At 70.8% G+C, this 22,710-nt stretch carries 22 protein-coding genes; 17 read left to right on the forward strand and 5 right to left on the reverse strand.

Annotation, left to right across the window (positions count from 1 at the left end):
- Position 1: 1 nt before the first annotated feature.
- The 3 genes from QM792_RS04150 (at position 2) to QM792_RS04160 (ending at position 2,327) form a co-directional block, all read left to right on the forward strand.
- The gene (locus tag QM792_RS04150; protein ID WP_415151577.1) at positions 2-781 is read left to right on the forward strand and encodes a lysophospholipid acyltransferase family protein; all 780 of its coding nucleotides are present in this window, start codon (positions 2-4) and stop codon (positions 779-781) included.
- 11 nt (positions 782-792) lie between these two features.
- A complete protein-coding gene (locus QM792_RS04155; RefSeq protein ID WP_415147938.1) occupies positions 793-1,689 on the forward strand; it encodes a M48 family metallopeptidase in 897 nt (298 codons plus the stop codon).
- An 89-nt stretch (positions 1,690-1,778) separates the two neighbouring features.
- Positions 1,779-2,327: a DUF456 domain-containing protein gene (locus QM792_RS04160; protein WP_415147939.1), complete on the forward strand. Its 549-nt coding sequence runs from the start codon at positions 1,779-1,781 to the stop codon at positions 2,325-2,327.
- Here the strand turns inward: QM792_RS04160 and QM792_RS04165 are convergent.
- Positions 2,315-3,400, reverse strand: a complete 1,086-nt coding sequence (locus QM792_RS04165) for an MBL fold metallo-hydrolase (RefSeq protein ID WP_415147940.1) — start codon at positions 3,398-3,400, stop codon at positions 2,315-2,317. The genes QM792_RS04160 and QM792_RS04165 overlap by 13 nt on opposite strands.
- A gap of 55 nt (positions 3,401-3,455) precedes the next feature.
- Between QM792_RS04165 and QM792_RS04170 the strand changes: the two genes are divergently transcribed.
- On the forward strand, positions 3,456-3,875 hold the full coding sequence (locus QM792_RS04170) for a MerR family transcriptional regulator (RefSeq protein ID WP_415147941.1): 420 nt from the start codon (positions 3,456-3,458) through the stop codon (positions 3,873-3,875).
- Positions 3,876-3,882: 7 nt separating this feature from the next.
- Here the strand turns inward: QM792_RS04170 and QM792_RS04175 are convergent, their stop codons facing one another.
- Positions 3,883-5,163, reverse strand: coding sequence for a solute carrier family 23 protein (locus QM792_RS04175; protein WP_415147942.1), 1,281 nt, complete (start codon positions 5,161-5,163; stop codon positions 3,883-3,885).
- 122 nt (positions 5,164-5,285) lie between these two features.
- Between QM792_RS04175 and QM792_RS04180 the strand changes: the two genes are divergently transcribed.
- The 9 genes from QM792_RS04180 (at position 5,286) to QM792_RS04220 (ending at position 16,153) form a co-directional block, all read left to right on the forward strand.
- Positions 5,286-6,464 (forward strand): isovaleryl-CoA dehydrogenase, encoded by a 1,179-nt coding sequence (locus QM792_RS04180; protein WP_415147943.1) that lies wholly within the window; start codon positions 5,286-5,288, stop codon positions 6,462-6,464.
- 68 nt (positions 6,465-6,532) lie between these two features.
- On the forward strand, positions 6,533-7,645 hold the full coding sequence (locus QM792_RS04185; RefSeq protein WP_415147944.1) for an ABC transporter substrate-binding protein: 1,113 nt from the start codon (positions 6,533-6,535) through the stop codon (positions 7,643-7,645).
- A gap of 34 nt (positions 7,646-7,679) precedes the next feature.
- Positions 7,680-8,363, forward strand: coding sequence for a carbonate dehydratase (gene can, locus QM792_RS04190; RefSeq protein ID WP_415147945.1), 684 nt, complete (start codon positions 7,680-7,682; stop codon positions 8,361-8,363).
- Positions 8,364-8,376: 13 nt separating this feature from the next.
- On the forward strand, positions 8,377-10,161 hold the full coding sequence (aceK, locus tag QM792_RS04195; protein ID WP_415147946.1) for a bifunctional isocitrate dehydrogenase kinase/phosphatase: 1,785 nt from the start codon (positions 8,377-8,379) through the stop codon (positions 10,159-10,161).
- Between the two features lie 51 nt (positions 10,162-10,212).
- Positions 10,213-11,391, forward strand: a complete 1,179-nt coding sequence (locus tag QM792_RS04200; protein WP_415147947.1) for an acetyl-CoA C-acyltransferase — start codon at positions 10,213-10,215, stop codon at positions 11,389-11,391.
- A complete protein-coding gene (locus QM792_RS04205; protein ID WP_415147948.1) occupies positions 11,388-12,053 on the forward strand; it encodes an SDR family oxidoreductase in 666 nt (221 codons plus the stop codon). Before QM792_RS04200 ends, QM792_RS04205 begins: the two co-directional genes overlap by 4 nt.
- Positions 12,054-12,063: 10 nt before the next feature.
- A complete protein-coding gene (locus QM792_RS04210; protein WP_415147949.1) occupies positions 12,064-13,194 on the forward strand; it encodes an acyl-CoA dehydrogenase family protein in 1,131 nt (376 codons plus the stop codon).
- Between the two features lie 7 nt (positions 13,195-13,201).
- The gene (trkA, locus tag QM792_RS04215) at positions 13,202-14,617 is read left to right on the forward strand and encodes a Trk system potassium transporter TrkA (RefSeq protein ID WP_415147950.1); all 1,416 of its coding nucleotides are present in this window, start codon (positions 13,202-13,204) and stop codon (positions 14,615-14,617) included.
- Between the two features lie 78 nt (positions 14,618-14,695).
- Positions 14,696-16,153: a TrkH family potassium uptake protein gene (locus QM792_RS04220; protein ID WP_415147951.1), complete on the forward strand. Its 1,458-nt coding sequence runs from the start codon at positions 14,696-14,698 to the stop codon at positions 16,151-16,153.
- An 87-nt stretch (positions 16,154-16,240) separates the two neighbouring features.
- On the opposite strand, the gene QM792_RS04225 is transcribed toward QM792_RS04220, so the two are convergent.
- Positions 16,241-16,858 (reverse strand): energy-coupling factor ABC transporter permease, encoded by a 618-nt coding sequence (locus QM792_RS04225; protein WP_415147952.1) that lies wholly within the window; start codon positions 16,856-16,858, stop codon positions 16,241-16,243.
- A 71-nt stretch (positions 16,859-16,929) separates the two neighbouring features.
- Between QM792_RS04225 and QM792_RS04230 the strand changes: the two genes are divergently transcribed.
- On the forward strand, positions 16,930-17,550 hold the full coding sequence (locus QM792_RS04230; RefSeq protein ID WP_415147953.1) for a 2-hydroxychromene-2-carboxylate isomerase: 621 nt from the start codon (positions 16,930-16,932) through the stop codon (positions 17,548-17,550).
- Between the two features lie 16 nt (positions 17,551-17,566).
- Here QM792_RS04230 and QM792_RS04235 read toward each other — a convergent pair whose 3' ends face one another.
- Entirely contained in the window at positions 17,567-18,379 is an 813-nt protein-coding gene (locus tag QM792_RS04235) for a phosphate/phosphite/phosphonate ABC transporter substrate-binding protein (protein WP_415147954.1), read from the reverse strand.
- A gap of 103 nt (positions 18,380-18,482) precedes the next feature.
- Positions 18,483-19,523, reverse strand: a complete 1,041-nt coding sequence (locus QM792_RS04240) for an AraC family transcriptional regulator (protein WP_415147955.1) — start codon at positions 19,521-19,523, stop codon at positions 18,483-18,485.
- 137 nt (positions 19,524-19,660) lie between these two features.
- Between QM792_RS04240 and QM792_RS04245 the strand changes: the two genes are divergently transcribed.
- From QM792_RS04245 to QM792_RS04255, 3 genes are read left to right on the forward strand one after another with little or no spacing between them, the layout of a single operon-like run.
- Positions 19,661-21,283 (forward strand): carboxyl transferase domain-containing protein, encoded by a 1,623-nt coding sequence (locus QM792_RS04245; protein WP_415147956.1) that lies wholly within the window; start codon positions 19,661-19,663, stop codon positions 21,281-21,283.
- A 7-nt stretch (positions 21,284-21,290) separates the two neighbouring features.
- Positions 21,291-22,076 carry an enoyl-CoA hydratase/isomerase family protein gene (locus tag QM792_RS04250; protein WP_415147957.1) on the forward strand — a complete coding sequence of 262 codons (786 nt, stop codon included), beginning with the start codon at positions 21,291-21,293 and terminating at the stop codon, positions 22,074-22,076.
- A gap of 12 nt (positions 22,077-22,088) precedes the next feature.
- Positions 22,089-22,706, forward strand: a complete 618-nt coding sequence (locus QM792_RS04255) for a DUF4126 domain-containing protein (protein WP_415151578.1) — start codon at positions 22,089-22,091, stop codon at positions 22,704-22,706.
- Positions 22,707-22,710: the final 4 nt, after the last annotated feature.

Here is a 22,710-nt window from a genome sequence, read left to right on the forward strand (position 1 = left end):
GATGCTGCCGAACACGATCCGCTCGGCGCTGTTCGTGCTGTGGATGGCCGTCACGGTGGTGCCGTGGGCGATCTTCGTGCTGGTGTATTCGATCTTCCAGCGCGGCCACAAGCTCTACTGGTTCACGATGGTCTGGCTGCGCCTGGCGATCTGGGGCGCGCGGGTGATCTGCGGCGTGCGCCACCGCATCCACGGCTGGGAGAACCTGCCCGACAGCCGGATCATCCTCGCGCCCAAGCACCAGTCGACCTGGGAGACCTTCGCCTTCCCGACGCTGATGCCGCACCCGCTGTGTTACGTCTTCAAGCGCGAGTTGCTGCTGATCCCGTTCTTCGGCTGGGCGATGGGGCGGCTGGACATGATCCACATCGACCGCAGCCGCCGCGCCGAGGCCTGGAACCGGGTGGCCGAGCAGGGCCGGCGCTTCATGGCCAACGGCAACTGGGTGATCATGTTCCCCGAGGGCACGCGCACGCCGCGCGGCAGCCAGGGCACCTACAAGAGCGGCGCGGCCCGGCTGGCGCTGGCCACCGACACGCCGGTGGTGCCGATCGCGGTGACCTCGGCGCGCTGCTGGCCGCGCCGCAGCTTCGTGCTGCGCCCGGGCGTGATCGACATCTCGATCGGCAAGCCGATCCCGCCCGCCGGCCGCGAGGCCGACGAGATGATGCGCGAGGTCGAGCGCTGGATCGAGGCCGAGATGCGCCGCCTCGACCCCGAGGCGTACGCGCTGCCGCCGGCGCCGGTGCCGCCCGCGCCGGCGCCGCAGCCCGGCACGTAAACTCCGCGCCCATGCCGCGCCGCGCCGCACCCGCATCCGCCCAGCAGCTCTCGCTGTTCGACGCGCCGGTGCCGGTGGACGACGCGCCGGCGGCTGCGGTGCCGCCGCCAGCGGCCGTGGAATCGCCGCCGCCCTCGGTGAGCTTCCGCCACCCGCAGGCCGAGCGCGAGATCCGCCTGCGCGAGCACCTGGTGGGCTATGCGCTCAAGCGCGCGCGGCGGCGCACGATCGGCTTCATCGTCGGCAGCGAGGGCCTGTCGGTGAACGCGCCGCGCTGGGTCGGCATCGCCGACATCGAGGCGGCGCTGCACGAGAAGGCCGACTGGATCCTGCGCAAGCTGCGCGAGCAGCGCGAGCGCTCGCAGCGCCGGCTGGAGGCGCGCATCGAGTGGCGCGACGGCGCGGCCGTGCCCTTTCTTGGCGAGACGGTGATCGTGGTGCTCGACCCGCGCGAAGGCATCACGCTGGGGGGCGCGGTGCTGAACGGCGACGCGCAGTCGCTGCCCGGCGTGCCGCGCCTGACGCTGCACGTCGGCCTGCCGCACACCGCCGCGCCCGGGCAGATCCGCGACGCGGTGCAGAGCTGGCTGCAACGCCAGGCGCGGCGCGTGTTCCAGGAGCGCGTCGAACACTTCGCCGCCCGGCTCGGCGTGCGCTGCACGCGGCTGGCGCTGTCGTCGGCGCAGACGCGCTGGGGCAGCGCCAGCGCCGACGGCTCGATCCGCCTGAACTGGCGGCTGATCCACTTCGCGCTGCCGAGCATCGACTACGTCGTCACCCACGAACTGGCGCACCTGCGCGAGATGAACCACAGCCCGCGCTTCTGGGACGTGGTGCGCTCCGTGCTGCCCGACTACGAGCAGGTGCGCGGGCAGTTGAAGGACGACGCGCTGCCGGTGTTCGACTGACGGCCGCCCCGGCGCGCGGCCGGCTTGAAGCCGCGCCGCCGCGCCCCCATCTGGCGGGCTCGGGCCCCACGCCCGCAGGAGTCGCAACGATGCTCGAATCGGTCTCGCTGGCCTCGGCCAACCCGTGGTGGTGGCTGCTGGCGATCTCGCTGATGGCGGCCGGCGTGGCCGGCGTGATCCTGCCGGTGCTGCCCGGCACCATCCTCGTGCTGGCCGGCGTGGTGGTCGGGGCATGGATCGACGGCTTCGCCAAGGTCTCCGGCTGGACGGTCGGCTTCATCGCCGTGCTGGCGCTGCTCGCCTGGGCCACCGATTTCGTCGCCTCGCTGCTGGGCGCGAAGAAGGCCGGCGCCAGCCCGGCGGCCGTGGCCGGCGCGGCGATCGGCACGGTGCTGGGCATCTTCACCGGCTTCGTCGGCCTGCTGTTCATGCCGCTGGCCGGCGCGATGGCCGGCGAGTACTGGCACCAGGCGCGCCGCAGCGGCGGCTTCACGCAGCCCGGCGACCACCTACAGGCCGGGCGCCAGGCGACGCGCGTGGGCATCGCCACCTGGCTGGGCCAGTTGATCGGCACCGTCGTCAAGGTGGTGCTGACCTTCCTGATGATCGGCGTGTTCGTCGTCGCCTATTGGGTCTGAGCCGCCTGCCGCTGCGCTTCCGAGAAGCGGTAGACGCCGTCGGCGCCGCGCTCGCGACGGAGCTGGCCGCGATGCCACAGCGCGTTCAGGTGCGCGATCGCCTCGCCCATCGCGAAGGTGGTCTGGTGCAGGTCGAGCGCGCGCCGGAACAGCACCGGCAGCAGCGAGGCGGCGGTCTGCGGCTCGCGCGCGCAGGCGGCCAGCAGCGCGCCGAAGCGCTCGTCGTGGTGCGCGGTGAGCTGCGCGATGCGCGCGTGCAGCCCGCGGAAGGGCTTGCCGTGCGAGGGCAGCACCAGCGTGTCGGCCGGCAGCGCCTTCATGCGCGCGATCGACGCGAGGTACAGCGGCAGCGGGTTGCCCTCGGGCTCGATGTCGATCACGCTGACGTTGGTGGAGATGCGCGGCAGCACCATGTCGCCGCTGATCAGCACGGACAGCGCCGGGCAGTGCAGCGAGATGTGCTCGGGCGAGTGGCCGTGGCCGGCATGGCAGGTCCAGGCGTGCTCGCCGATGCGCAACTCGTCGCCGTCCATCAGGCGGGCAAAGCGCTGCGGCACCTGCGGCACCATGCTCGCGTAGTAGTCGCCGCGCCGGGTCACCTTCTCCACCGCGTCGGGTTCGGTCAGGCCGTGGCTGGCCATGAAGGCCGCCGCGTTCGGGCCGCCGAAGCCGGTGGTCGAGCGGCTGGCGAGCTGCGCGGCGTTCCAGTCGGTGGCGCTGATCCACAGCCGCACGCCGAAGCGCTCGGTCAGCCAGTGCGCCAGGCCGATGTGGTCGGGGTGCATGTGCGTGACGATCACGCGCAGCACCGGCAGGCCTTGCAGCTCGCGCGCGAACACCTGCTCCCAGGCGGCGCGCGTCGCGTCGCTGGCGATGCCGCAGTCGACGATCGCCCAGCCCTCTCGGCCGGTCTCGGCGTCGCGGTCGCGCAGCAGCCAGAGGTTGATGTGGTCGAGCTCGAAGGGCAGCGGCATGCGCAGCCAGCGCACGCCGGGGGCGACGTCGAGCACCGTGCCGGCGGCGGGCAACTGCTCGCCGAAGGGGTAGTGGAGGCGGGATTCGTCGGGGTTCATGCGCCGGGGTTCGCTACACTTGACGTATACGTCAACCGAGCCAGTGTAAGCCGTCATGTCCGTTTCCGCTGTCGCCCATGCGTCGCCCGCCGGCACGACCTACACCATCGGCGAGCTGGCGCGCGAGTTCGACCTGACCACCCGCGCGATCCGCTTCTACGAGGACTGCGGCCTGATCAAGCCGCAGCGCGCCGGGCGCCAGCGCGTCTACTCGGGACGCGACCGCACGCGGCTGAAGCTCACGCTGCGCGGCAAGCGCCTCGGGCTGACGCTGGCCGAGGTGAAGGCGCTGGTCGACATGTACGAGTCGCCGCGCGACACGCAGCCGCAGCTCAGGAAGTTCCTCGCCGTGCTGGGCGCGCACCGCGCGCAGCTCGAGCAGCAGATGGCCGACCTCGACGCCACGCTGGCCGAGGTGCGCGCCCACGAGAAGGAAGCGCGCCGGCTGCTCGCCGAGGGCGAGCGCCGGCGCTGAGGGCGCTTCAGCCGCGCCGCTTCAGCAGCGCGTGCAGCAGGATGGCACCGAAGGTCGCGGTGCCGATGCCGCCGAGCGCGAAGTCGCCGAAGCGCAGCGTGAAGTCGCCCGTGCCCAGCACCAGCGTCACCGCGGCGACGATCAGGTTGGCGTTGTTCGAGAAGTCGACGCGGTTGTCGACCCAGATCTTCGCGCCGGCCACCGCGATCAGGCCGAACACCACGATCGACACGCCGCCCATCACCGCCAGCGGGATGGCCTGGATCAGCGCGCCGAACTTGGGGCTGAAGCCGAGCAGGATGGCGATCGCCGCGGCGACGACGAACATCGCCGTCGAGTAGATCCGGGTGGCCGCCATCACGCCGATGTTCTCGGCGTAGGTGGTCACGCCGGTGCCGCCGGAGGCGCCCGAGACCATCGTCGCGATGCCGTCGCCGACGAAGGCGCGGCCCATGTAGCGGTCGAGGTCGCGCCCGGTCATCGCGCTGACCGCCTTGATGTGGCCGAGGTTCTCGGCCACCAGGATGATCGCCACCGGCGCGATCAGCAGCATCGCCTTGCCGTCGAACACCGGCGCGGCGAACTTCGGCGCGCCGAACCACGCGGCGTTGGCGATGCCCGAGAAGTCGATCGGCTTGCCCAGGCCCAGGCCGTTGGTGAGGATGGCGTAGACCACGCTGGCCGCGAGCAGGCCGACCAGGATCAGCAGGCGCTGCGTCATGCCGCCGGTGAACACCGCCACCAGACCGACGCAGACGAAGGTCAGCGCCTGCATCCAGGCGTCGAAGCCGGTGGGCGCCATGTTCTTCACCGGGATGCCGGCGAGGTTCAGGCCGATCACCGCCACCACCGCGCCGGTCACCACCGGCGGCATCAGCGCCTCGACCCAGCGCGTGCCGATGCCCATCACCACCAGGCCGATCAGCGCGTAGAACGCGCCGCAGGCGATGATGCCGCCCAGCGCCACGCCGAGGTTGGCGTTCGGCCCCGGGCCGGCGTAGCCGGTGGCGGCGATCACCACGCCGATGAAGGCGAAGCTCGAGCCCAGGTAGCTCGGCACCTGGCCGCCCACCAGCACGAAGAAGATCAACGTGCCGATGCCGCTCATCAGGATCGCGAGGTTCGGGTCGAACCCCATCAGCAGCGGCGCCAGCACGGTGGCGCCGAACATCGCGATCACGTGCTGCACGCCCATCGCGGCGGTCTGCGGCCAGGGCAGGCGCTCGTCGGGCGCCACCACGCTGCCGGGCGTGGCGGCGACCTCGCGCCAGTGCGGAATCAGGCTCATCGCTTGTCTCCTCGGGTTCGGGTTTGTCTTGTTGTCCGCCACCGGTGGGTGGCGGCGAAAGTGTAGGGGCTTCCGCTATGATTTAACGTTTACGTAAACGTCAAGCCAGGAGACGAGACACCATGGACCTTCCAGGCCTGAATTTCCAGCTCGGCGACGACATCGATGCGCTGCGCGACGCGGTGCGCGCTTTCGCCGAGGCCGAGATCGCGCCGCGCGCCGCCGAGATCGACCGCAGCGACCAGTTCCCGATGGAGCTGTGGCGCAGGATGGGCGACCTGGGCGTGCTCGGCATCACCGTGCCGGAGGAATACGGCGGCGCCGGCATGGGCTACCTCGCGCACATGATCGCGATGGAGGAGATCAGCCGCGCCTCGGCCTCGGTGGGCCTGTCCTACGGCGCGCACAGCAACCTGTGCGTCAACCAGATCAAGCGCAACGGCAGCGAGGCGCAGAAGAGGAAGTATCTGCCGAAGCTGATCAGCGGCGAGCACGTCGGCGCGCTGGCGATGAGCGAGCCGGGCGCCGGCTCCGACGTGATCAGCATGAAGCTCAAGGCGCAGGAGAAGGACGGCCACTACCTGCTCAACGGCAGCAAGATGTGGATCACCAACGGCCCCGACGCCGACACGCTGGTGGTCTACGCCAAGACCGAGCCCGAGCTGGGCGCGCGCGGCGTCACCGCCTTCCTGATCGAGCGCGGGATGCCCGGCTTCTCGATCGCGCAGAAGCTCGACAAGCTCGGCATGCGCGGCTCGCACACCGGCGAGCTGGTGTTCGACAACGTCGAGGTGCCGGCGGCCAACATCCTCGGCACGCTCAACGGCGGCGCCAAGGTGCTGATGTCGGGGCTGGACTACGAGCGCGCGGTGCTCGCCGCCGGGCCGATCGGCATCATGCAGGCGGTGATGGACAACGTGGTGCCCTACGTGCACGAGCGCAAGCAGTTCGGCCAGAGCATCGGCGAGTTCCAGCTCGTGCAGGGCAAGCTGGCCGACATGTACACCGTGCTGCAGGCCGGCCGCGCCTTCTGCTACACGATCGGCAAGAACCTCGACATGCTCGGCGCCGAGCACGTGCGCCAGGTGCGCAAGGACTGCGCCAGCGTGATCCTGTGGTGCGCCGAGAAGGCCACCTGGATGGCCGGCGAGGGCATCCAGCTCTTCGGCGGCAACGGCTACATCAACGACTACCCGCTCGGCCGGCTGTGGCGCGACGCCAAGCTGTACGAGATCGGCGCCGGCACCAGCGAGATCCGACGCATGCTGATCGGCCGTGAACTGTTTGCCGAAACGATGTGAGGGTTAACCCTTGATTGCTTCTATGATGCGCTCCCATCCGCGCCACGAGCGCACCACGGAAAACGCTCATGAAGCTCTGGACCTTCGCGGCGGCCGCATGCCTGGCCGCCGCCGTGCCGGCGGTTGCCGCGCCTCCCATCGTCATCGGCCAGGTGGCGCCTTTCAGCGGCCCGCAGGCCATCACCGGCAAGGCGATCCATGCCGGCGCCAAGCTCTACTTCGACGCGGTCAATGCGCGCGGCGGCGTGCGCGGCCGCCCGATTCGGCTGGTGACGCGCGACGACGCGCAGAAGCCCGAGGAGAGCGTGCGCCTGACGCGCGAGCTGATCGCCGCCGAGGCGCCGCTGGCGATGATCGGCACGGTGGGCACCACCAACCTCGACGCGCTGGCCAAGGACGGCGTGCTCGTGCAGCAGCGCGTCTCGATGATCGGCGCGGTGTCGGGCGCGGCCTCGGTGGCGCAGGCGCAGGGCATGCACATCGTCAAGGCGAGCTACCACGACGAGGTGGGGCGCCTGTTCAGCCAGCTCGCCGGCGTGGGCGTCAGGCGCGTCGGCCTGGTCTACCAGGACGACGGCCTGGGCCGCGACGTGCTGACCGGCGCGGAAGCGGCGGCGCGCAAGCACGGCATCGAGCTGGCCGTGCGCAGCGGCTACCCGCGCAACACCGTGGCGGTGGAGAAGGCGGTGGCCGACATGGTGGCCGCCCGGGTGCAGGTGGTGTTCCTCGGCGCCACCACCGCGGCGGGCATCGAGTTCGTCAAGCAGTACGCCGGCGCCGGCGGGCTGGGCACGCTGTACGGCATGTCCATCATCGACACCGACGCGCTGTACAAGGCGCTCGGCCCGGAGCGCTCGCGCGGTTATGCCTTCTCGGTGGTGCTGCCGCTGGCGCAGCAGACCAACCGCGCGGTGGTGCGCGAGTACCTGCAACTGCGCGAGGCCTCCAGGGACGCCAACCTCTCGGCGCGCTCGATCGAGGGCTTCATCGCCGCCAAGGCGCTGGTCAAGGTGCTGGAAGGCACGGCCAACCTGACGCCGGCCGGCGTGACCGCGGCGCTCGCCGCGGCGCGCTCGATCGACGTGGGCGGCTACCTGCTCGACTTCAGCGCCGCCGACCGGCCCGGCTCGCGCTACGTCGACTTCGCGATGTTCGGCGAGGGCGGGCGCATCCTGCAGTGAATGCGGGCGCGGCCAGCCTGCGTAAACTGGCCGCATGAACGATTCTCTGGAAGATCTGTTCGAGGGCAACCGCCGCTGGGCCGCCGAGACCGAGCGCCGCAGCCCGGGTTTCTTCACCCGGCTGCTGGCGCAGCAGGCGCCGCAGTACCTGTGGATCGGCTGCGCCGACAGCCGCGTGCCGGCCAACGAGATCCTCGGCCTGCTGCCGGGCGACGTGTTCGTGCACCGCAACGTGGCCAACGTGGTGGTGCACTCCGACCTCAACGCGCTGTCGGTGATCCAGTTCGCCATCGACATGCTGAAGGTCCGGCACATCATGGTGGTCGGCCACTACGGCTGCGGCGGCGTGCTGGCGGCGCTGCAGAACCGCCGCATCGGCCTGGCCGACAACTGGATACGCCACGTGCACGACGTGCGCCACAAGCACCGCACCTGGCTCGACGGCATCGACGACGAGACGCTGGCGCACAAGGCGCTGTGCGAGCTGAACGTGCTCGAGCAGTCGCTCAACGTGTGCGAATCCACCGTGGTGCAGGACGCCTGGGCGCGCGGCCAGTCGGTGGTGGTGCACGGCTGGGTGTACGGGCTGCACAACGGCCTGATCGACGACCTGAAGATGACCGCCAGCCAGGGGGCCGACGTGGCCGCCGCCTACGGCCTGGCGCTGGGCGCGATCAAGACGCGCTACGACGCGCTGCGCAAGAACGGCAAACCCTGAACGGCCCCCCGCGATGCTCCCGACCCGCCTCACCGATTCGCGCAGCTTCGACATCGCCCAGGCGCTGCTCGAAGGCTTCAACCGCCACTACCGGCTGTTCCGCGAGACCAGCGCGCTGGCCAAGCGCCGCTTCGAGCAGGCCGACTGGCATGCCCAGCAGCGCGCGCAGCGCGAGCGCATCGAGTTCTACGACAAGCGCGTCGAGGAGGCCGCCGAGCGATTGCAGACCGAGTTCCAGGCCGGCAGCCTGGAGATGGACGTGTGGCAGCAGGTCAAGCTGCACTACATCGGGCTGCTGATCGACCACCACCAGCCCGAGCTGGCCGAGACCTTCTTCAATTCGGTGACGACCAAGATCCTGCACCGCAGCTACTTCAACAACGACTTCATCTTCGTGCGCCCGGCGGTCAGCACGGAATACATCGAGAACGACGAGCCGGCCTCGCTGCCGACCTACCGCGCCTACTACCCGACCAAGGACACGCTGCGCGACACGCTGCTGCGCGTGATCGACAACTTCCAGCTCCAGCGCGAGTTCGAGGACCTGGGCCGCGACGTCGACCACGTGCTGGCCGCCGTGCTGGCGCGGCTGGGCGAGTTCCGCATGCGCGCCAATTTCCAGTTGCAGGTGCTGTCCTCGCTTTTCTACCGCAACAAGGGCGCCTACGCGGTCGGCAAGATCATCAACGGCTTCAACGAGATGCCGTTCGCGCTGCCGATCCTGTACACGCCGCGCGGCCAGCTCGCGATCGACGCGGCGCTGTTCGGCGAGGACGACCTGCTGATGCTGTTCAGCTTCGCGCGCGCCTACTTCATGGTCGACATGGAGGTGCCCTCGGCCTGCGTGCAGTTCCTGCGCTCGATGATGCCGCGCAAGCCCAAGAGCGAGCTGTACAACGCGATCGGCCTGCAGAAGCAGGGCAAGAACCTCTTCTACCGCGACTTCCTCTACCACCTGAAGCACAGCAGCGACCGCTTTCGCATCGCGCCGGGCATCAAGGGCATGGTGATGCTGGTGTTCGACCTGCCGAGCTATCCCTACGTCTTCAAGGTCATCAAGGACTTCTACCCGGCGCCCAAGGAGACCTCGCGCGAGCTGATCCAGAGCAAGTACCGGCTGGTGAAGACGCACGACCGCGTCGGGCGCATGGCCGACACGCTGGAGTACAGCAACGTCGCCTTCCCGCGCGCGCGCTTCGAGCCCGCGCTGGTCGCCGAGCTGAAGCACTTTTGCCCCAGCCTGATCGAGGAGGACGGCGACACGCTGGTGATCCGCCACCTCTACATCGAGCGGCGCATGATCCCGCTGAACATCTACCTCCAGGAAGCCAACGCGCACCAGCTCGAGCACGCCGTGGTGGAGTACGGCAACGCGATCAAGGACCTGGTGCGCGCCAACATCTTCCCCGGCGACATGCTGTGGAAGAACTTCGGCGTCACGCGCCACGGCAAGGTGGTGTTCTACGACTACGACGAGATCGAGTACCTCACCGACTGCAACTTCCGCCGCGTGCCCACGCCGCGCACCGAGGAGGAGGAGATGTCGGGCGAGGTCTGGTACCACGTCGGGCCGCGCGACGTGTTCCCCGAGACCTTCGGCCCCTTCCTGCTCGGCGACACGCGCGTGCGCGAGGTGTTCATGAAGCACCACGCCGACCTGCTCGACGTGGCCTTCTGGCAGGGCCACAAGGAGCGCATCGGCGCCGGGCACGTGCACGACGTGTTCCCCTACGATCAGGACAAGCGCTTCCGCCGCCACCGCCGCAGCGAGGCGGAAGCCGCCGCTGCCGGCATCTGAAGAAGCCGACATCCGAACCCGACACCCCCGCGACATCCACAGGAGCAAGCCATGTCCGACCCCATCGTCATCGTCTCCGCCGCCCGCACGCCGATCGGCGGCCTGCTGGGCGACTTCGCCAGCCTCGCCGCCTGGGAGCTGGGCGCGGTGGCGATCAAGGCCGCGGTCGAGCGCGCCGGCGTGCCGGGCGACGCCGTCGACGAGGTGCTGTTCGGCAACTGCCTGATGGCCGGCCAGGGCCAGGCGCCGGCGCGCCAGGCGATGCGCCGCGCCGGCCTGCCCGACTCGACCGGCGCCGTGACGATGTCCAAGATGTGCGGCTCGGGCATGCGCGCGATGATGTTCGCGCACGACATGCTGGCCGCCGGCAGCGCCAGCGTGATGGTCGCCGGCGGCATGGAGAGCATGACCAACGCGCCGCACCTGATGTTCGCGCGCAAGGGCATCAAGTACGGCGCGTCGGCCGTGTACGACCACATGGCGCTCGACGGCCTGGAAGACGCCTACGAGCGCGGCAAGGCGATGGGCGTGTTCGCCGAACAGTGCGTCGGCAAGTACGGCTTCACGCGCGAGGCGATGGACCGCTTCGCCATCCAGTCCACCGAGCGCAGCAAGAAGGCCAATGAAGACGGCAGCTTCGCGTGGGAGATCGCGCCGGTCACGCTGCCCGGCAAGGGCGGCGACACCGTGGTCAGGTTCGACGAGCAGCCCTTCAAGGCCAAGCTCGACAAGATCCCCGGCCTGAAGCCGGCGTTCAAGAAAGACGGCGCGATCACCGCCGCGACCTCGTCGAGCATCTCCGACGGCGCCGCGGCGCTGGTGCTGATGCGCGAGTCGACCGCGAAGCGCCTGGGCGCGACGCCGGTCGCGCGCATCGTCTCGCACGCCGTGCACGCGCAGGCGCCGGAGTGGTTCACCACCGCGCCGGTGGGCGCGATCGACAAGGCCTTGAAGAAGGCCGGCTGGACCGCCAAGGACGTCGATCTCTGGGAAGTCAACGAAGCCTTCGCCGCGGTGACCATGGCGGCGATGGCCGAGTTCGAGCTGCCGCACGAGATCGTCAACGTGCACGGCGGCGCCTGCGCGCTCGGCCACCCGATCGGCGCCTCCGGCGCGCGCATCGTCGTCACGCTGCTGGGCGCGCTGCGCACGCTGGGCAGGAAGAAGGGCATGGCGGCGCTGTGCATCGGCGGCGGCGAGGCGACCGCGCTGGCGGTCGAGCTGCTGTGAGCCATGCATTGATCATCGGCGCCTCGCGCGGCATCGGCGCCGAGTTCGTGCGCCAGTACCGCGCCGACGGCTGGCAGGTGACGGCCACCGCGCGCGGCGACGACGCGCTGGCCGCGCTGCGCGCGCAGGGCGCCACGGCGATCGCGCTCGACGTGACCAGCGCCGAGAGCGTCTCGCGCCTGGCCTGGCAGCTCGACGGCGCGGCCTTCGACGTGATCGTCAACGTGGCCGGCGTGCTGCAGCGCCAGAGCGGGCTGGAGCCGCCCACCGACGCCGACTTCGACCACACCATGCACGCCAACGTGCTGGCGCCGATGCGCGTGCTGCCGCCGCTGGCCGAGGTGCTGGCGCCGGGCGCGAGGCTGGCGCTGATCTCGTCGAAGATGGGTTCGATGGGCGCGCGCAACGCGACGAGCTGCTGGCTCTACCGCGCCTCCAAGGCGGCGGCCAACTCGGTGCTGAAGGACATCGCCATCGAGTGGGCCGGCAAGGCGGTCTGCGTCGCCTTCCACCCCGGCTGGGTGCGCACCGACATGGGCGGCGCGAATGCCGACATCAGCGCCGAGCAGAGCGTGGCCGGCATGCGCCGCGTGATCGCCGGCCTCGCGGCGCAGGACAACGGCTGCTTCCTGAACTACGACGGCAGCCCCATCCCGTGGTGAGGACACACCGATGCTGTTGAGCGACGAGCACCGCGCGGTGCAGGAGGCGGTGCGCGCCTTCGTGCAGGAACAGATCGCGCCGCACGCGGCGCGCTGGGACAAGGAGCACCACTTCCCCGCCGCCGCGCTGAAGGGCCTGGCGGCGCTGGGCTGCTACGGCGTCGCGGTGCCGCCCGAACACGGCGGCGCCGGGCTGGACTACCTGGCGCTGGCGCTGATCCTCGAGGAGATCGCCGCCGGCGACGGCGGCACCTCCACCGTGGTCAGCGTCAACAACTGCCCGGTGTGCTCCATCCTGACGGCCTGGGGCAGCGAGGCGCAGAAGGCGCAGTGGCTCGCGCCGCTGGCGCGCGGCGAGATGCTCGGCGCCTTCTGCCTGACCGAGCCGCACGTCGGCTCGCAGGCCGATGGCCTGAAGACCACGGCGACGAAAGACGGCGACCACTACCTGCTCAACGGCGTCAAGCAGTTCATCACCAGCGGCCAAAACGGCGATGTGGCGATCGTGATGGCCGTCACCGACAAGAGCGCAGGCAAGAGAGGCATCAGCGCCTTCCTGGTGCCCACCGGCGCGCCCGGCTACCTCGTCGCGCGGCTCGAGGACAAGATGGGCCAGCACAGCAGCGACACCGCGCAGATCGTGTTCGAGAACTGCCGCGTGCCGGCCGCGAACCGGATCGGCGACGAAGGCCAGGGCCTGAAGATCGCGCTGTCGGGCCTGGAAGGCGGGCGCATCGGCATCGCCGCGCAGAGCGTGGGCATGGCGCGCGCGGCCTTCGAGGCGGCGCTGGCGTACTCGAAGGAGCGCGTCGCCTTCGGCCGGCCGATCTTCGAGCACCAGGCGGTGCAGTTCCGCCTCGCCGAGATGGCCACGCAGATCGAGGCGGCGCGCCAGTTGATCCACCACGCCGCGAGCCTGAAGGACGCCGGCCGGCCCTGCCTGACCGAAGCCGCGATGGCCAAGCTCAACGCCAGCGAGATGGCCGAGCGCGTGTGCAGCGCGGCGATCCAGACGCTGGGCGGCTACGGCTACGTCAGCGACTTCCCGCTCGAGCGCATCTACCGCGACGTGCGCGTCTGCCAGATCTACGAAGGCACCTCCGACGTGCAGAAGATCCTGATCGGCAGGGCGCTCGGGTGAGGCCGGCATGAACATCATCATCCTCGGCGCCGGCCGCGTCGGCGAGAGCGTGGCCGAGAACCTGGTGTCGGAGAAGAACGACATCACGGTGATCGACACCGACCCGCAGCGCCTGCGCGAGCTGGAAGACCGGCTCGACCTGCGCGGCGTGCCCGGCAACGGCATCCAGCCCTCGGTGCTGGAGGCCGCCGGCGCCAGGGATGCCGACATGCTGATCGCCTGCGCGCCGATGGACGAGACCAACCTGGTGTGCTGCAAGGTGGCGCACGAGGTGTTCAACATCCCGACCACGATCGCGCGGCTGCGCTCGCCGGAGTTCCAGCACGAGAACCCGCTGATGGGCGACCAGGGCTTCGCGGTCGACCAGGTGATCTGCCCGGAGGAATCGATCACGCGCTACATCCGCAAGCTGATCGAGTACCCCGAGGCCTTGCAGGTGCTGGAGTTCGCCGAGGGCGCTGTCAGCCTGATCGCGGTGCGCGCGGTCGGCGGCGGGCCGATGGTGCGCCACGCGATCAGCGAACTGCCGCAGCTCGTGCCGGGCGTCGAGATGCGCTTCGTCGCCATCTACCGCAGCGATGAGCTGGGTGTCGACCGGCAGGTGAGCTGCGAGGGCACGACGCGCATCGAGCCGGGCGACGAGGTGTTCGTGCTCGCCGCCACGCGCGACATCCGGCGCGTGCTCGACGCGCTGCGCCGCCGCGACGAGCCGGTGCGGCGCGTGATGATCGCCGGCGGCGGCCGCATCGGCCTGCGCCTGGCGCGCGAGATCCAGCACGAGTGCCGGCTCAAGCTGGTCGAGGCCAACCTGGCGCGCTGCGAGTACCTGACCACGCAGATCGCCGGCGACGCGCTGGTGCTGCACGGCGACAGCACCGACGAGGAACTGCTCGAGACCGAGAACGTGCAGGACACCGACCTGTTCCTCGCGCTGACCAGCGACGACGAGGACAACATCATGAGCTGCCTGCTCGCCAAGCGCATGGGCGCGCGCCGCGTGCTGGCGCTGATCAACCGGCGCGCCTACGCCGACCTGGTGCAGGGCACGCAGATCGACGTCGCGCTGTCGCCGGCGCAGACGGTGATCGGCGAGCTGCTCGCCCACGTGCGGCGCGGCGACGTGGAGGCGGTGTACAGCCTGCGCCGCGGCGCCGCCGAGGCGCTGGAGGCGGTGGCGCACGGCGACCGCAAGTCGAGCAAGGTGGTGGGCCGGCGCATCGACGAGCTGCCGCTGCCCGAGGGCTCGCAGATCGGCGCCATCGTGCGCGACGGCGCCGAGCCGGGCGCCGGCCGGCAGGTCATCATCCCGCACCACGACACCGTGATCGAGAGCGACGACCACGTGATCGTGTTCGTGCCGAGGAAGCGCCTGGTGCGCGAGATCGAGAAGCTGTTCCAGGTCGGCGCCACCTTCCTGTTTTGATGAAGCCCCCAAGCTCGCTTGCGCTCGCAGCCCCCCGAGGGGGCGCTCAGCGGCTTCGCGCGGCCGGGCGCCGCTGAGATGACATTCCCGCTCGCCGTCGTCGCGCTGGTCGGCCGCATGGTGGTGCTGTTCGCGCTGCTGATGCTGGTGCCGATGCTGTTCGCGCTGTCCGAGCACGACCCGGCCGAGGGCGCCTTCTTCGCCGCCACCATGATCACCTTCTGCTGCGGCGTGGCGATGAGCCTGGCGACGCGGCGCTTCCGCCGCGAGCTGCAGCCGCGCGACGGCTTCGTGCTGGTCGGCCTGACCTGGGTGACGCTGCCGGCCTTCGGCGCGCTGCCGCTGCTGTTCGCGATGCCGGGGCTGTCGGTCACCGACGCCTACTTCGAGGCGATGTCGGGCTTCACCGCCACCGGCGCCACCGTGCTCAGCGGCCTGGACGCGCTGCCGCTGTCGGTCAACGTCTGGCGCTGCTTCATGATGCTGATCGGCGGCCTGGGCATCATCGTGCTGGCGGTGGCCATCCTGCCGATGCTGGGCGTCGGCGGCGCGCAGCTCTTCAAGGCCGAGACCGCGGGCCCGATGAAGGACGCCAAGCTGACGCCGCGCATCGCCGAGACCGCGCGCGGGCTGTGGACGGTGTACTTCTGCGTCTCGGCGGCCTGCTTCCTCGCCTACCACTGGGCCGGCATGAACTGGGCCGACGCCTTCATGCACATGTGCTCGACGATGGGGCTGGGCGGCTTCTCGTCGCACGACAGGAGCTTCGGCCACTGGAACTCGCCGCGCATCGAGGCGACGGCGATGGTCTTCATGATGATCTCGGGCGTCAGCTTCGCGCTGTACTTCGTCGCCTGGCGGCAGCGCTCGCTGCGCGTGCTGTGGGCCAACGTCGAGGTGCGCGCGTTCTACGGCGTCGTGCTCGCGAGCATCGCGCTGATCTCGCTGTACCTGACGTTCAACCAGGTCTACCCGAGTTTCCCGGAGTCGCTGCGGGTGACGGCCTTCCACGTGATCTCGATCGCCACCACCACCGGCTACGCCACGCACGACTACGCGCGCTGGCCGCTGTTCGCGCCGCTGCTGATGATCCTGCTGGGCTGCTTCGCCACCTGCGCCGGCTCGACCGGCGGCGGCATCAAGATGATGCGCATGATCCTGCTGCTCAAGCAGTCGTACCGCGAGCTGGTGCGCATCGTGCACCCGAACGTCGTCAACCCGGTGCTGATCGGCAGCACGGCGGTGAGCCCGCGCGTGATGCACAGCGTGATCGCCTACATGATGGTCTACGGCGCCGCGCTGGTGGCGCTGACGATGCTGCTGCTGTTCAGCGGCCTGGACGTCGTGACCGCCTTCACCGCGGTGGTGGCCTGCGTCAACAACATCGGCCCGGGGCTGGGCGACGTCGGCCCGGCGGTCAACTACGGCGGGCTGAGCGACTTCCAGACCTGGGTGTGCACCTTCGGGATGCTGCTCGGGCGGCTGGAGCTGCTGGCGGTGCTGGTGCTGTTCACGCCACAGTTCTGGCGGGGTTGATTGTTGGCCCCTCGTCCGACGAGTACGTCGGACGATCACCCGCGGGGATGCGGGCCGGCTTGGGGCGGCCCGGCGCTCGGCCCGCGGCTAGCTGTCCTTCAGATAGCGCTCGTCCGACCACGTCGCCAGCCACTCGGGCCTGAAGGCGACGAAGATCGCCACCAGCATGCCGGTGGCGAAGGCCTCGCCCCAGGCCATCAGCCAGTGGCCCAGCAGCACCGTGCCGAGCTCGGTGCTCTCGGGCGGCGGCGCGGCCAGCGTCGACAGCGCGCCGGCGCTCACCACCGCCAGCGCGGTGGCGAGGAAGCCGCGGCCGAGGATGAAGACGAAGGGGTGCGGGGGCAGCCAGCGCCGCGTCGCCAGGCCGATGCCCAGCGCGAGCGTCGCGGTGACGATGCCGTTCCAGGCCAGGTGGTCGAGCGCCTGTGCCCCGCCGATGCCGCCCAGCCACGCGCCCAGCGCGGCGATAGGCGCCAGGCTCAGCACCGCCAGCGGCCAGCCCAGCATCAGCACCATCAGGCAGGCGCCGCTCAACTGCACCGCCACGCCGGCCGGCATGAAGCGCTGCGCCGCCCACACCCAGGGCAGCAGCACGATGCAGGCGAACCAGGGGTGCAGCAGTTGCGCGCCGCGCAGCGCGCGCCAGGGCCGCAGCGCGACCGCGACGGCCAGCGCGAGCACCACGATGGCGAGCGACGACCCCATGCGGCCGATGCTAGCGCCGCCCGGGTTGTTGCCCGCATGACAAGCCGCAAGCGCCGCGCTAGGCTGGGGCCATGACCGTCCTGACCCGCCCGATCGACTTCTATTTCGACTTCTCGTCGCCCTATTCGTACATCGCCTCCGAATGGGTCGACGCGCTCGCCGCGCGCCACGGCCGCACGGTGAACTGGAAGGCCATCCTGCTCGGCGCCACCTTCCAGGCGGCCGAGCTGAAGAGCCCGGTGTCGTACCCGATCAAGCGCGAGTACTCGCTGCGCGACTTCGAGCGCTCGGCGCGCTTCGCCGGCGTGCCGCTGAAGATGTCGCCGAAGTTCCCGATCCCGACGCAGAACGCCGCGCGCGTGTTCTGGTGGCTGGCCGACGCGGATGCCGAGCGCGCCCGCCGGTGGGCGCGCCACTGCCTGCGCGCCTACTTCGCGCGCGGCGTCGACCTGAGCGACGCGGCGCAACTGCGCGCGCTGGCCGACGATGTCGGCCTCGACGGGCTCGATGCCGACGCCGCGGAAGCGGTGTGGAACGACCCGGCCTGGAAGCTGCGCCTGAAGGGCGAGAACGAAGCGGCCATCGCCGCCGGTGTGTTCGGCGCGCCCTTCTTCGTCGTCGACGGCGAGCCCTTCTGGGGCAACGACCGCCGGCCGCAGATCGAACGCTGGCTGGAGAAGGGGCCGTTCTGAGCGACGCCGCGCGCCCTCAGGTGCCCAGCCAGCCGAGCAGCGCCTGCAGGCGCGTGCCGGTGCCGAGGTCGAAGCCCTGGATGCCGATGCTGGACAGCACGGCGCGCCCCGCGTCGCTCTGCCCGAGCACGGCCAGCTCGGCCTGGATCGCCTTGACCTGCTCGGCCGTCATCTTGGGTCCGGCCACCAGCGGGAAGTAGGGCTGCGGCACGCTGCGGTGCAGGATGCGCAGCCCCGACTTCTCGGCCGACTTGGCCGCGCCCGAGTACGAGGCGACGCCGCCCACGTCCGAGAAGTTGTTGCCGAGGTAGAAGTTCACCGCGCCCTGCTCGCGCACGAACTGCACCGACTCCTTGTCGATCACGATGCCCTGGTCGCGCAGCTCGGCGCTGCAGAAGCGCGACATGTACGACACCTTCTCGGGCAGCACCCAGCGCTTGCCGCGCGCGTCGGCGATGGTCTTCAGCGGCGAGGCCTGCGGCACGAGGATCAGGCATTGGCCCTCGGGGCTGGCGGTGGCGACGTACTGGTAGCCGTGGTCGCGCACGGCGCGCGCCGGGTAGTCGCTCGGCCGAGCCATCGCGAGGTCGAAGCGGCCGCTGCGCATGCCGTCTTCCAGCGCCGCGAACTCGCGCGCGAAGACGACGTTGACCTTGCGCTTCACCGCCCGGCCGATCACCTCGGCGAGCGGGCCGTACTTGGCGATGACGCGGCCGTGGTCCAGCCCGCCGGACGTGCCTTCGCTGATCGCGAGCGTGTATTCGCGGTCGGCGGCTGTCGCCGCCGACCCGAGCAGCAGGCCGAGCAGCAGGGCGGCCAGTCGAGTCATGGTCTTCATCTCCGCGTCGCCCGTGGGCATCGATGGAAAGTTTCATTTCAGCATAGGTCGATGCACCGATGCGGGGCGCTTTCCGGCACTTCCGCACAGCGGCTCAGGGCCGGCGAGCCGCGTCGCGCCATGCGCTCGGCGGCATGCCCGTCCAGCCGGCGAACGCGCGCGCGAAACTCTTCTCGTTGCGAAAGCCCACCGCCGCGGCGATCTGCTTGACCGGCCGGCGGCTGCGCTCGAGCAGCTCCAGCGCACGCGCGTGGCGGGCTTCGTCCTTGAGTTGCTGCAGCGAGCAGCCCTCGTCGCGGAGCTGGCGGTGCAGCGTGCGCGCCGACACGTTCAGCGCCGCGGCGACCGCGGCCGCGTCGGTGAGCAGCGCGGTGTCGGCGCGCAGCGCCTCGCGCACGCGCTGCGCCAGCAGGCGGTCGCGGCGGTACTGCCGCACCGTCAGCGGCAGCGCGCGCTGCAGCATCGCCTGCAGCGCACGTTCGTCGCGGCGCAGCGGCAGCGCCAGGTAGGCGGCGTCGAACACCAGGCCGGCGTGCGGCATGCCGAAGTGCACGGGTCCCGGGAACATCGCCGGGTAGGCGTCGTGGTGGCGCGGCGCGGCGAGCGGGAAGTGCACCTCGCGCAGCGGGATGCGCGAGTCGATAGCCCAGCAGGCGAAGCCGTGCACGTAGCGCAGCAGCGTCACGCAGCAGAACTCGCGCATCTCGCCGAGCTCGCGCCGCTCCTCGATCCACAGCCGCGCGCCGGCGCCGTCGGCGGCCAGGTGCAGCACGATGTCCTCGGTCAGCAGGCGGTGGTGGCGGCACCAGCGCCGCAGCGCGAGGCCGAGCCGCGGCGAGGTGATCGACGCGCGGCACAGCATGCCGTAGCTGCCCCAGGGCAGGCGGCGCGAGAACCAGCCGAGCGCCTCGTCGTCGAGCTGCTGCATCGCCAGGCCGGAGATCGTCTCCATCTGCGCGGCGCTGATGCGGGCGTCGGCGCGGCGCAAAGCGGCTGGCGTGATTTGTGCCTCGCGCAGCGCCGCGGACGGATCCAGCCCGCGCTGTTCGCAGGCACGCACCATCAAGCGAACGAAGGCCATCGGCGTGACGGCCGGGCGCGGCGCCGCGGGCGCGGCGGGGCGAGGAGCGGGCATCGCGCCAGTCTCGCGCAGAGAGGCACGATTTGCAACCTCGTTGGCAGCCCGGGCGGCGCCTGCGCGCGTAAGCTCGCCGCTTGCACAATCGGCCTCGGCACCGCCGCGGCCCGGCGCAGAAGAACCACGGAGACCCCATGCCCGTCCTCGCCTCCCAGCTCAGCCCCCGTTCCGAGGACTTCAAGGCCAACGCCGCGGCGATGCGCGCGCTGGTCGACGACCTGAACGCCAGGCTCGCGCGGATCGCCCAGGGCGGCGGCGAGGCGGCGCGCGCCAAGCACGTGGCGCGCGGCAAGCTGCTGCCGCGCGAGCGCGTCGAGATGCTGCTCGACCCCGACACGCCCTTCCTCGAAGTGGCGCCGCTGGCCGCGCTGAACATGTACAAGGAGAAGGGCGGCGCCGACGCCGCGCCGGGCGCCGGGCTGATCGCCGGCATCGGGCGGGTCAGCGGCGTCGACTGCATGGTGGTGTGCAACGACGCCACCGTGAAGGGCGGCACCTACTTCCCGATGACGGTGAAGAAGCACCTGCGCGCGCAGGAGATCGCGGCGCAGAACCGCCTGCCGTGCATCTACCTGGTGGATTCGGGCGGCGCCAACCTGCCGAACCAGGACGAGGTGTTCCCCGACCGCGAGCACTTCGGCCGCATCTTCTTCAACCAGGCCAACATGAGCGCGCAGGGCATCCCGCAGATCGCGGTGGTGATGGGCTCGTGCACGGCCGGCGGCGCCTACATGCCGGCGATGAGCGACGAGTCGATCATCGTCAAGGACCAGGGCACGATCTTCCTCGCCGGCCCGCCGCTGGTGAAGGCGGCGATCGGCGAGGTGGTCAGCGCCGAGGACCTCGGCGGCGGCGACGTGCACACGCGTCTGTCGGGCGTGGCCGACCACCTGGCGAGCAACGACACCCATGCGCTGGCGCTGGCGCGCGCCGCGGTGGCCAACCTGAACTGGCGCAAGACGCACGAGCAGCGGCTGATACAGCCGCGCGCGCCGCTGTTCGACGCGGCCGAGCTGCACGGCGTCATCCCGGCCGACCCGCGCAAGCCCTTCGACGTGCGCGAGATCATCGCGCGCATCGTCGACGCCTCCGAATTCGACGAGTTCAAGGCGCGTTACGGCACCACGCTGGTGTGCGGCTTCGCGCACATCGAGGGCATGCCGGTGGGCATCGTCGCCAACAACGGCGTGCTGTTCAGCGAGAGCGCGCTGAAGGGCGCGCACTTCATCGAGCTGTGCGGCCAGCGCAAGATCCCGCTGGTGTTCCTGCAGAACATCACCGGCTTCATGGTCGGGCGCAAGTACGAGAGCGAAGGCATCGCCAAGCACGGCGCGAAGATGGTCACCGCGGTGTCGACCGTCAACGTGCCGAAGTTCACCGTCATCATCGGCGGCAGCTTCGGCGCCGGCAACTACGGCATGTGCGGCCGCGCCTACTCGCCGCGCCTGCTGTGGATGTGGCCGAACGCGCGCATCTCGGTGATGGGCGGCGAGCAGGCGGCCAGCGTGCTGGCCACCGTCCGGCGCGACGGCATCGAGGCCAGGGGCGGCACCTGGTCGGCGCAGGAGGAGGCGGATTTCAAGCAGCCCATCCTCGACCAGTTCGCCACCCAGGCGCATCCGTACTACGCCAGCGCGCGGCTGTGGGACGACGGCGTGATCGACCCGGCCGACACGCGCCGCGTGCTGGCGCTGGCGATCAGCGCGAGCCTGAACGCGCCCATCCCGGACGCCAGGTTCGGCGTCTTCCGCATGTGAGGCCTCGATGACCACGACCACGCTCGACGTGCAACGCAGCGGCGCGGTGGCGCGCGTGTTCCTCAACCGCCCCGAGGTGCGCAACGCCTTCAACGACGGCGTGATCGCCGAGCTGACGCAGGTGTTCGCCGCGCTGGCCGCCGACGCCACGCTGCGCTGCATCGTGCTCGGCGCCCACGGCAAGGCCTTCTGCGCCGGCGCCGACCTGAACTGGATGCGCGCGATGGCCGGCTACGACTGGGAGCGCAACCGCGTCGACGCGCAGGCGCTGGCCGACATGCTGTGGACGCTGTACACCTGCCCGGTGCCGGTGGTCGGCCGCGTGCAGGGCGACTGCTACGCCGGCGGCCTGGGCCTGGCCGCGGTGTGCGACGTGCTGGTCGCCGCCGAGGGCGCGCACTTCTGCCTCAGCGAAGCGCGGCTCGGCCTGCTGCCGGCGACCATCGGGCCTTATGTCGTCAAGGCGATGGGCGAGCAGGCGGCGCGCCGCTGGTTCGTCACCGCCGAGCGCTTCAGCGCGGCGCAGGCGCACGCGGCGGGCTTCGTGCACGAACTGGTGGCGCCCGAGGCGCTCGATGCCAAGGTCGACGAGGTGGTCGCCGCGCTGGTGGCCAACGGGCCGATGGCGGCGCGCGCCTGCAAGCGGCTGGTGCAGGACGTGGCCGGCCGCGCCATCACGCCCGAACTGCGCGCCGACACCGCGCGGCGCATCGCCGACATCCGCGCCAGCGACGAGGGGCGCGAGGGCGTGCAGTCCTTCCTCGCAAAACGTGCACCGAACTGGCTGGGTTGAAACATGAACGCGATACAAGCCCTCGACACGCCCCAGCTCCTGGCCATCGCCGCCGCGCTCGGCTGGGCCAGCGGCATGCGGCTGTACCTGGTGGTCTTCCTCACCGGCATCGCCGGCTACCTCGGCTGGGTCGAGCTGCCGGCCGGGCTGAAGGTTCTGCAGCATCCGGCGCTGCTCGGCGCGAGCGGCTTCATGCTGTTCGTGGAGTTCTTCGCCGACAAGATCCCCGGCGTCGACTCGCTGTGGGACGTGATCCACACCGTGGTGCGCGTGCCGGCCGGCGCGGCGCTGGCCGCCTCGGTGTTCGGCGCCGACCAGGGCACCTGGGCGATGGCCGCGGCGCTGCTGGGCGGCACGCTGGCCGCCACCAGCCACGTCGCGAAGGCGACCACGCGCGCGGCGGCCAACACCTCGCCCGAGCCGTTCTCGAACCTCGGCCTGTCGCTGGCCGGCGATGCCTTCGTGCCGGCGGCGCTGTGGCTGTCGTGGACGCACCCGGTGCTGCTGGCCGTCGTGCTGTTCGTCGCCCTGGTCGCCGCGATCGTCGCGATCGTCGTGTTCGCAAAATTCCTGCGTGCGCTCGCGCGCCGCGCTTCGGGCTGGCTGCGTGGCGGCCAGCCCACGACCTGAGGCT

The sequence above is a fragment of the Piscinibacter sp. genome, from assembly GCF_047600445.1.
Classification (GTDB): Bacteria; Pseudomonadota; Gammaproteobacteria; order Burkholderiales; family Burkholderiaceae_C; genus Piscinibacter.